Source organism: Mesorhizobium sp. M1027 (genome assembly GCF_040318745.1).
GTDB lineage: Bacteria > Pseudomonadota > Alphaproteobacteria > Rhizobiales > Rhizobiaceae > Mesorhizobium.
The window spans coordinates 153213-162174 of record NZ_JAMYMW010000015.1; the positions used below are offsets into that span (position 1 = coordinate 153213).

The 8962-nt window shown below is 61.3% G+C and carries 8 protein-coding genes and 3 pseudogenes; 7 read left to right on the forward strand and 4 right to left on the reverse strand.

Annotation, left to right across the window (positions count from 1 at the left end; all coding sequences use genetic code 11):
- The first annotated feature begins 34 nt into the window (after positions 1-34).
- From NKH50_RS25950 to NKH50_RS25960, 3 genes and pseudogenes are all read left to right on the forward strand, one after another.
- Positions 35-1045 (forward strand): nucleoid-associated protein, encoded by a 1011-nt coding sequence (locus NKH50_RS25950; RefSeq protein ID WP_352881825.1) that lies wholly within the window; start codon positions 35-37, stop codon positions 1043-1045.
- Positions 1014-2402: a hypothetical protein gene (locus NKH50_RS25955; RefSeq protein ID WP_352457993.1), complete on the forward strand. Its 1389-nt coding sequence runs from the start codon at positions 1014-1016 to the stop codon at positions 2400-2402. Before NKH50_RS25950 ends, NKH50_RS25955 begins: the two co-directional genes overlap by 32 nt.
- 273 nt (positions 2403-2675) lie before the next feature.
- A pseudogene (locus tag NKH50_RS25960) lies at positions 2676-3700 on the forward strand (IS110 family RNA-guided transposase).
- A gap of 548 nt (positions 3701-4248) precedes the next feature.
- On the opposite strand, the gene NKH50_RS25965 reads toward NKH50_RS25960, so the two are convergent.
- A complete protein-coding gene (locus NKH50_RS25965) occupies positions 4249-4644 on the reverse strand; it encodes a hypothetical protein (RefSeq protein WP_352881829.1) in 396 nt (131 codons plus the stop codon).
- A gap of 79 nt (positions 4645-4723) precedes the next feature.
- On the opposite strand from NKH50_RS25965, the gene NKH50_RS25970 reads away from it, so the two are divergent.
- From NKH50_RS25970 to NKH50_RS25980, 3 genes are all read left to right on the forward strand, one after another.
- Positions 4724-4906: a DUF982 domain-containing protein gene (locus NKH50_RS25970; RefSeq protein ID WP_352881831.1), complete on the forward strand. Its 183-nt coding sequence runs from the start codon at positions 4724-4726 to the stop codon at positions 4904-4906.
- 165 nt (positions 4907-5071) lie between these two features.
- Positions 5072-5710: a DUF1326 domain-containing protein gene (locus NKH50_RS25975; protein WP_352881833.1), complete on the forward strand. Its 639-nt coding sequence runs from the start codon at positions 5072-5074 to the stop codon at positions 5708-5710.
- 4 nt (positions 5711-5714) lie between these two features.
- Complete coding sequence (locus NKH50_RS25980; protein WP_352691278.1) at positions 5715-6587, forward strand: DUF2182 domain-containing protein; 873 nt, start codon at positions 5715-5717, stop codon at positions 6585-6587.
- Positions 6588-6592: 5 nt separating this feature from the next.
- On the opposite strand, the pseudogene NKH50_RS25985 reads toward NKH50_RS25980, so the two are convergent.
- The 3 genes and pseudogenes from NKH50_RS25985 to NKH50_RS25995 all read right to left on the reverse strand — a co-directional run.
- Positions 6593-6776, reverse strand: a pseudogene (locus NKH50_RS25985) (multicopper oxidase domain-containing protein); the annotation flags it as partial.
- A gap of 121 nt (positions 6777-6897) precedes the next feature.
- A complete protein-coding gene (locus NKH50_RS25990; RefSeq protein ID WP_352691279.1) occupies positions 6898-7209 on the reverse strand; it encodes a TetR-like C-terminal domain-containing protein in 312 nt (103 codons plus the stop codon).
- 102 nt (positions 7210-7311) lie between these two features.
- Positions 7312-7497: pseudogene (locus NKH50_RS25995) on the reverse strand (TetR/AcrR family transcriptional regulator); the annotation flags it as partial.
- A gap of 152 nt (positions 7498-7649) precedes the next feature.
- Here NKH50_RS25995 and NKH50_RS26000 point away from each other — a divergent pair.
- A complete protein-coding gene (locus NKH50_RS26000; RefSeq protein ID WP_352881835.1) occupies positions 7650-8516 on the forward strand; it encodes a class I SAM-dependent methyltransferase in 867 nt (288 codons plus the stop codon).
- Positions 8517-8962: the final 446 nt, after the last annotated feature.

The window sequence follows — 8962 nt, forward strand, 5'->3', positions numbered from 1 at the left end:
CGATGACGAGCTGACAACGCGATGGATAAGTAGGATGATTCTGCACGTCGTCGGCGATCCGGATGCCGAATTCAAAGAGCAGCCCGAGTTCGAAGTGGTGGAGCACTCCGAGTTCTTTTTGGCGCGGCTTCAGGATGTTGATGTCGCACCGGTCCATGAGTTCGCCGAGGCTTCCGAAACCAAACAGCTCATTGAGAGCATCGCGAAGGGCGACATCGCCTTTGAGAAGGGCGCGCAGCGCCTTTCTCGCCTCTTTGCCAAACAGCACCGAGGCAACAGCAGCGACGGCGCCTTCTTCGTATTCGAGCTGGTGGGCGGGGTCGAGGACGACCGAGTCTATGCCTTGGCCAAATACGACTACAGCCAGGCCATCGAGAGATTTGACAATCATGGCAAGAGCGGGCTGCGCCAGATCGTTCAAGCTTTCATCGCCGATCGGAAGGCGATCCAGAAGTCCTGCTTCATTCGAGTTGTCGACGGTGTCGCGAGGCTTGGGGTATCCGCCCGCGACAGAACCAAGCAGGCGCCGGACTTGACCGAGTACTTCGCCGGATTCCTTGACGTCTCGCGCTCACGTTCCGACAACGAGTTGACCAAGGCGCTAGACGCAGCCGTGCTCAAAGTCTTGAAGGATTGCAAGGACGTACTACCGAATAAAAACGTCACAGCCGCGTACAGGATCGCTCGAGAAGCCCTCAGGCAGCGCGACAACCTTGACAATGAGGCCGTCGTCGAGGCGGTCCTCGTCGCGGCCGGCAGCCCGGAGGACGAGCATATTAGGACCCGACTCGACAAGACCGTCAGGCGCGTGCTGAAGACGAACAAACTGGACGGAGTGAATTTCAAGCCGGATCGAACGGTCTTCGCCGTCTCTAAGCGACAGAAAGTGCAGACTGCCGAGGGCGTCAATCTCGACTATCCTGGCTCGCTCGAGAACAACGGCGTCACCCGGCAGGCTATTGCTGGTGGCGGCACGCGCTTCATCATCGAAACTGCCAAGGATCTGGTCCTCGATGTCCCTATCGCTGAAAAAGTTCGGGCGTAGGCTGGATGCACTGAGCACGGAGAATCGGGTTCTCGTTAATGAGGGCGCCGACTCTGCCGTGCTGTCCGGGCTGTCAGCCGCGGACGCGACCGAGGTGGCGGCTCTTGTCGGTGATGCTGGCTTGGTCTGGAGCGCCGAGCATGCAGCCGATGGGGCCCTTGATTCCAGCGCGGACTTCGACCCAGCGCTTGAACCGTTCAGGTTGACGGTGGAGAAGCCAGCGATGGAGCCGGCGGTAGTTCTGTTCACGCTGGCCGGACTTCGGCAATGGCTGGAGAGAGATGCCTCATCACCGGCTTGGAAGCACGCTCAAACGGACAAGCCGTTCACTACACTGGCCAGACGCTTCCTCGCATGGGACGAACGATTGCAGCCGGACGCGCAGAGTGTTCGACGGCCTGCGCCGCGCGATCTAGTCCGCGAATCTGGTGATCCGAGCGTGCCTGCCAGAGTAGAGCCGTGGCTGCTGGACATGCCGTTGCCGCTCATGCCGTTTGGCGATCCGGTGTTCGACGAGTGGGCGCATTACAGCATTCGAATGGCGCGACGCTGCCTGGCTAACGAGATTTTGGCGGACGGTATGATCGTCTATTCCGGCCCGCCAAAACTGAAGGTCAACGGCAAGGTCGACATGCAGGTGTCTAAGGAACTGCTGTTTCAGTTTCAACGTGCGTTACGGTGGGTTTACGAGACCGATCATCAGTCCGAGATCCGCCACGGGCTTATGGGAGCGGAGCTGTCGCGACACTCTATCGACGGCGACATCACACCTGCGACGCTGGAGGCGGCCATCGAGGGCGCCAAAATCGCCTACCAATTGTCGCTCTCTGACATCAGCAAGGACTCTCTTAAGGCGATCGCCGATGTGCGTAAGGCGGTGACCGAGGAAATCAACAAGACTGCCGACATCGCCAGACAGCTTGCCACTGCCGTGGCCGGCGCGGTTTTCCTCGGACTTGGCGTAGTGGCAGCAAGGGTTACATCGAGCGCGCCACCAACGATATTGATAGCTCTTTCGGTCGTCCTCGGAGCCTATGTTGGAGCCATCATCTTCACCAGCGCCCACTACATGGGCCTGCAGGAAGACCTGAGGTCCGACTGGAAGCAGCGGTTTTTCAGCTTCCTTGGAACCGAAGACTACAGGAAGCTGGTAACCGATCCCCTGACCGCCGCCAAGAAAGGATTCGTGATCGTTTCATGGATTGCCGGCGGAATCTCCGTGGCGATGGTCATTGGTGTGATCATACTGATGATGATCGACTTCGGCCCGCCAACGCAGAAGAACACGCCGGGAGCCACGCTTACCGCCCCGACATCCGCGACGCCTGCACCCAACGCAGGAGCGCCTGCGCCGTAAGCGCATCGCGTAGGTAAGGCAATGAACCACTTTGGTGAGCCGTTAGTTCGAAGAGGCGGCTCGCGCATGTCTCCACTCTCTTGCTAGTCGCTCGAGACTCCCAGTAATCTCGAGAATTCCGTTGGGACTTTCAACGCCATAGCCCTACCAGTTTTCTACGTCCGCTAATCGCGAGTTGGATGCCCGGAACCGCCAGTCTGCTTCTGATGCGGTGGACGGCTCTCCTCCCTTCCTGCGGTATGATCGCGGGATTAGAGCTGGAGGAGCGCTATGATAAGCAACGTTACGACAATCGGTCTGGATATTGCGAAGTCCGTGTTTCAAGTCCACGGCGTGGATGCGGCTGGTGAGGTTGCAAGTTCGCAGGAAGTTGACGCGTGGGCGTGTGCTGCCGTTCTTTGAGAGTTTGCAGCGATGCCTTGTCGGGATCGAGGCGTGCAGTTCGTCGCATTATTGGGCTCGCGAGCTAATCGCGCGTGGCCACGATGTGCGGCTGCTGCCGGCACAGTATGTGAAGCCGTATCTGAAGCGGCAGAAGAATGATGCTGCAGATGCAGAGGCGATCTGCGAGGCCGTGACACGACCGACGATGCGCTTCGTGCCGGTGAAGTCGCCTGAGCAACAGAGTGTGATGATGCTGCACCGGGTTCGATTGATGCTCAACCGCCAGCGCACACAGATATCGAACGCGTTGCGGGCGCACCTATCCGAGTTCGGGGTCGTGGCGCCGATCGGGCGTAATGGAATTGAGCAACTTCTCGTGGTCATCAACGACGAGAACGATGCCAGGATACCGGCCGACGCACGGCTTTGCCTGAGGATGCTTGAAGCACAGCTTCGTGTCGTGAAGGAACAGATCCTCGAAAACGATCGCCGGGTCCGTGCGAGTGCGCGAGAGACCGAACTGGGTCGCAGGTTGATGGGAGATTCCGGGCGTTGGCCCGCTGCTGGCGAGTGCGTTCGTTGCGACCGTCGCCGATCCGCACGCATTCAAGTCGGGGCGATGCCTCTCGGCTTGGATCGGGCTCGTGCCGAAGCAAAACTCGAGCGAGGGTAAGGAGAAGCTCGGCAGCATCTCCAAGGCAGGTAATCGCTACCTGCGCCAGCTGCTCGTCGTCGGGGCGATGGCAGTCATCCGCTATGCCGAGCGGAACGGGACCAGGCGCCCATGGCTCGTGCAGTTGATGGCACGACGAACGACCAAGGTCGCGGCGGTTGCGCTGGCTAACAAGACAGCCCGCATGGTCTGGGCATTGATGACCGGCGGCGAGCGCTACAGGGAACCGGTAATCGCATAACTCAGACAAGGCGAGCGGTCGCCGACGAGGTTGGAAAGGGCGGACAGGAGCTAATGCACAAAGCCGGTTGAAACCGCCGGATCGGAAAAACCCACTGGGGCCGTGCACTATAAGTGCGAGCTTTCGATCGGGACCTGAGACGCGCGAATGGCATTATGGCCAGCGGCACATGAAAGGCCGCACCTACAGGTCGGATACATGGCCGCACCAACCAGCAACTGCAAAAGCTCACAAATCCCTTGCCAACGGAGAGCCGTCCATACACGGCCCCAACACACGCCATTCGATGGTTGCCTCAGCGATGACCGCTCCTGGCGCAACCGCGACCTTTATCAGGAAGGCTGCACACCGACGCGATCCTCCTTTCGCCTTGCGCAAACCTTTCCGAGTGAGGCGTTCAGTGCGTCGGCTTGGTGGACTGAGGCACTTCTGAGTGGGACAACAACATCGAAAAACATTGGAAAAGATTTGAATACTCTGAAGTCCCACTGATCTCTAAGAAATTGATTTTTATCGCTTTCTGAACACCCTCCGGGCCCACCATTGGCTCACCTGCTGCCATTGCCCGCCAGTGCGCACGAAAGCTCGGCCGCGAGCTCCGGCAGCAACGGCAATTCGACGACCACCGGCTGGCTGCGCACCTTGCTTTTGTCTGTCTTGCACGGCTTGATCCGGATCCACTTCTCCACGGGTCGGACTGCCCAGTGCGGCAAAAGGGCGGCTGCGGCGTGAAAATAGGACAGGAGAAGAGGCCGATCTCGTCCGCGTTCTGCGCAGAGGGTGAGCGTGTGCCATAGACCAAGCGAGTGACGTTCGTTCAACCCACCGGCTGGACCGAGCGGGCCGTCGCCTGAGTAGCACTCACCGTGTCCGTCGTAACCGAGGACTTTTGTCGGATAGCGCACTGGCTTCATGCGGTCTTGACGTCGAAAATCGGCCTTCACATATTTCCCGCAGGTCGCTGCCGATTGCTGGGGCGACCATCCTCAACCACCTGAAATCGTTCAAAGATTGGAGGTTTCGATGAGCGAGAGAGCATTTGAGAGTCCCGTGTTCGTGAGAGCCGCGGAAGGTCTCATTCAAGAGATCGCCTGTCTTGAGGATGCTTTCGATTTTCTCGACGAATGGCCGAAGCATCGGCGAGGCGTGATCTACGAAACGGCAAAGCGTGCGTGTCACCGCGCCTTCGATGGCTTCGCTGACTAGATGGGGTAACGGACCGCCAAGCAGGCCGCGAGCGGAGCGCGCCACTCAAGCGCCGTAGCAAAGTGAGCCGCCCGCTTAGCCGCCCATTACCCCGCCTAGGTAAGACGTGGCGCCGCGAGCGCCGATGGAGTAATCTTGCCCCATCAGTTCTCGGGAGTAAGAGCCATGAACGCAGTTCCTCGATGGCGGCTCGCAGGCGACTGGTTCGACATCTGCAGCTGCGACATCCCTTGTCCTTGCGAATTTGCACAGCGGCCGACCGGCAATCACTGCCAGGGCGTGCTCGCCTGGCACGTGCGTGAGGGCCAATACGGCGACGTGAAGCTCGACGGCCTGACGCTGGTGGCGCTTGGAGAGTTCGAAGGCAATCTCTGGGCCGGCGAGGCAAAGGCCGTCATGGGCATGTACCTTGATGAGAAGGCCAACGAGAAGCAGCGCGAGGCGCTGCAGACCATCTTCGGCGGGCAGGCCGGCGGCTGGCCGGCGGGCTTTGCCGCCAACATTGGCGAAATGCGCGGCATGGAGTTTGTGCCGATCGCCTTCGAGGTGGCGGGCGACCTCGCCACCTGGCGGGTCGAGATCCCTGGCCGCGTCGTCGGGCGTGCGGAAGCGCTTTCGGGGCCGACTACCCCACCCGGCAAACGCGTGCAGACGATCAACCCACCGGGCTCCGAGGTCGGTCCCGGCCAGGTTGCCGCCTGGGGCCGTTCCGTCGAGGTCAGCACCAAGGGCTTCGGCCTGGACTGGACGGGCACTGCCCGCTCGAGCAAGCACATACCGTTCGAGTGGACCGGCCCGAGCTAAGGCGGTGGCAGACCCACGCGCCATCGGCCGGTTCTCCTTGCCGCCGCTTGTCAGAAGGCTGGGCGGCGTGCCACTCGGCCTGCTTGCTTCCCTCGCGCTGCTGACGGCGGCAGCCTGGGCGGTGACGCTCTACCAAACCCTCAGCATGAACATGCCGATGGGCATTGCCGTGCGCGGCCGGATGGGAGGCGTGGAGGGTATGGCCGGCATGGCGATGGGCGGCATCGCCGCCGAGCCTTGGTCGATCGGCAACGCCGCCGTGTTTCTCGCGGTATGGACCGTGATGATGGCGGCGATGATGCTGCCTGCTGCTGCGCCGATGATCTTCATGTTCGCGTCGGCACAGTCAAGGCGCGAACGCCGCGTTGCAGTTCCGACCTGGATCTTCGTCGCCGGCTATATCCTCGTCTGGGCTGGAGCCGGCTTTCTAGTGTATGCGCTGGTCCAGCTCGGCAGCGATATCGCGATGAGCTTCGATCCGCCTCAGCGTTCGCGTTGGGCGCAGCTCGCGCTCGGCGCCACGCTCGCAGCGGCTGGGCTCTACCAGTTCACGGCGGCCAAGCACATCTGCCTCGGGCACTGCCGCTCGCCACTGGCCTTCATTGCCGAGCACTGGCGCGACGGGCGGATCGGCGCCCTTCGCATGGGGCTGCGGCACGGCCTGTACTGCCTCGGCTGCTGCTGGGCGTTGTTTGCCGTTCTGGTCGCGGCCGGTGTCATGAGCCTCGCCTGGATGCTGCTTTTGACGCTGGTCGTCTTCGTCGAGAAGCTGTTGCCGCGCGGCCGCCGCTTCGAGGCGACGGTGGGGATCGCGTTGCTCGCACTCGGCATCGCGGTGGCGAGCGGCGCGGTGGCGATGCCATGGATGGCAGGGTAGCGCCGACGACGGCTCGACCCGACATTAACGGTGTCGGCAAGGAAGCGGGCCGAAGGGAAAATCGTCTCTCCGTCGCGGGTGACCACCTCGAAGAGCCCGCCATGGATGTGCATGGCGTGGGATGAAGCCGTTGTTGGTGCCGATGAAACGCACTTTCAGGGTCTCGCCGACCTTCACGCGGATCGTCTCTGGCGCGAGCCGCTGGAGTGGAGCTTTCTCGCCATCGGCACTTCGGCAAGTCCAGCCCGATAAGTCCTCCTGGCGACCGCTATCAGGCGCCACGTCTGCCGCCGCCAAGGCCAATCCCGTTTTACGAATCGGAGCCTGATATATCCCAGGCGCCGACACCGTTTCCCGCCATTCCCTGGAACAGATCATCCGCTTGCGCCGGTGAAAGGTTCGTGTCGGTGGCGACCCACCAGGTGAGGACCGCAAGAAATGCGCCGGCGATGAACTGGACGGCGAATTCGACGGGCACTCCACCTCCACCGACCCGCTTTCCGACAAGTTCTGCTCGGACGGCGCGCCGGATACGCTCGCGCAATTCGTCATGGATCGTGTCGCCGCTGCTCGCAAGCAGCGCGTGGTGAAGCGACCGGAACGCAAGTGCGTGTTCGAACATGGGAAGGCTAAACGCAAACAGGCGAGCACCAATCTCCTGACTTGCCGACATGCGCCCACGGCTTAGCGACCCCAGATGCGCCTCGATGGTCGCGCTGCGTAGAGCATCCTTGTCTGCGTAGTGGGTATAGAAGGTCGACCTGCCGACATTTGCTCTCTGACAAATGTCGTCGACCGTGATGGCCGCATATGCGTGCTCCGGGATCAGGGCAATAAGCGCATCCTGCAGCAGCGCGCGCGTCCGCGCGACGCGGCGATCGATGGTGTTTGAGTCGCTCGTTCGGTCGATTTTTTATGGTCATCGCCACGTTCGGCGCCTGCTTCTGGACATTCAAAGGTCTGGTGTCCGGAATCTCATGCTGGACATTGTGTCCAGTATGATACGCCAAGTCCAGAAGCTCAAATCGTATATTGGACAGGCCGCAACGGAAGGTCGCCGACATGCACTTATCTGGTCACCGCGCCGGCAACGGACGGCATTCGCGCAAGGGCGTGATCGCGATGGCCCTGCTTGCCAAACTGTCGCTCGTCGCCGGCTTCCTCTTTCTGGGCAATTTTGGCATGGGCTACATCGGCGCCGGCGCCTGGGTGGCGGCGTTCCACGGCCTTATCCTAGCGGCAATCGCGATCGTATTGCTCTGGGGCTTCCTTTCTCGCATAGGCCTCGGCGGAAAAGGCACGCACGGCGCGAGCGACAGGGGGATCGGCATCGTCCTGCACCGGGCGGCGGGCTATGACTGGCTTGCGCGCGTTCTGACCCTCGGCCGCGAGGGGCGGTTTCGCGAGCACATGCTTCGCTTGGCGAAGCTCCGGCCCGGCGAAGCGGTGCTTGATGTCGCCTGCGGGACGGGAACCCTTGCGATTGCCGCGAAGCGGCTAGTGGGTTCTGATGGAGGCGTCACGGGCGTCGATGCTTCGGCTGAAATGATCGAGAGGGCGCGCGCCAAGGCCAAAAGGTCTGGCCTCGATCTGACTTTCGTCAACGGGACGGCGCAGAAGCTTCCCTTCAAGGACGCGCAGTTCGACATTGTGATCGGCACGCTGATGCTGCATCATCTGTCGAAGCCCGTTCGATCGGCCTTCGTCCGCGAGGCAGCATGCGTCTTGAAGCCCACTGGCCGGCTGTTGCTTATCGATTTCGGCAGGCCGGTACGCAAGTCCAGATTGCCGAGACTTCATCGACATGGTCACGTGGACATGAATGGGATCGCCTCGTTGTTGACCGAGAGCGGATTCAAGGTCGGCGCCGTCGGAACCAAGAACCTGAACTATGTTCGCGCGACGACGGACAAGGTCCGATCAGCGTGACCGAGGCATGCGATAGCCGCCAGAACTAAGCGTCGCCCCGAAAAGTCACGCGACATGGAGCCCGGGACTCGAAGGCATTGCAGTCTGGCGGGTCGTGCGAACTGAGCGCCGGCCTTGCCGACTCGCGGCAGGGTCGTCGACGTGGGTCGTGACGGCAAGCCCCTGATCCGCATGTCGTTGCTGATCTCGGCCGAAGCCCGCCGCGGCGGCCAACGTCTCGGCGCTTCAATCGGTCAGCGTTGTAGATATTTGACGAGCGCTGCGATCGCGAGCACGAGGGCGACCAACACCAGGATCCAGATGAGGCCCATCCCACTCATCAACCACATGCCCCCTGACCCATCCATCATGGAAATGATCCTCTAGAGTCTTTCACGTTTTGACGGAAGCGTAGCCGGCGTTTGCGAAGTAGTTGTTGCATTCGGTTGCCTCGATCGTTTCAACAA

Coding starts and splice junctions, on each gene's coding strand:
- NKH50_RS25950 (WP_352881825.1), top strand. CDS start 35: ATGATTCTGCACGTCGTCGGCGATCCGGATGCCGAATTCAAAGAGCAG.
- NKH50_RS25955 (WP_352457993.1), top strand. CDS start 1,014: ATGTCCCTATCGCTGAAAAAGTTCGGGCGTAGGCTGGATGCACTGAGC.
- NKH50_RS25970 (WP_352881831.1), top strand. CDS start 4,724: ATGAGCGAGAGAGCATTTGAGAGTCCCGTGTTCGTGAGAGCCGCGGAA.
- NKH50_RS25975 (WP_352881833.1), top strand. CDS start 5,072: ATGAACGCAGTTCCTCGATGGCGGCTCGCAGGCGACTGGTTCGACATC.
- NKH50_RS25990 (WP_352691279.1), bottom strand. CDS start 7,209: ATGTTCGAACACGCACTTGCGTTCCGGTCGCTTCACCACGCGCTGCTT.
- NKH50_RS26000 (WP_352881835.1), top strand. CDS start 7,650: ATGCACTTATCTGGTCACCGCGCCGGCAACGGACGGCATTCGCGCAAG.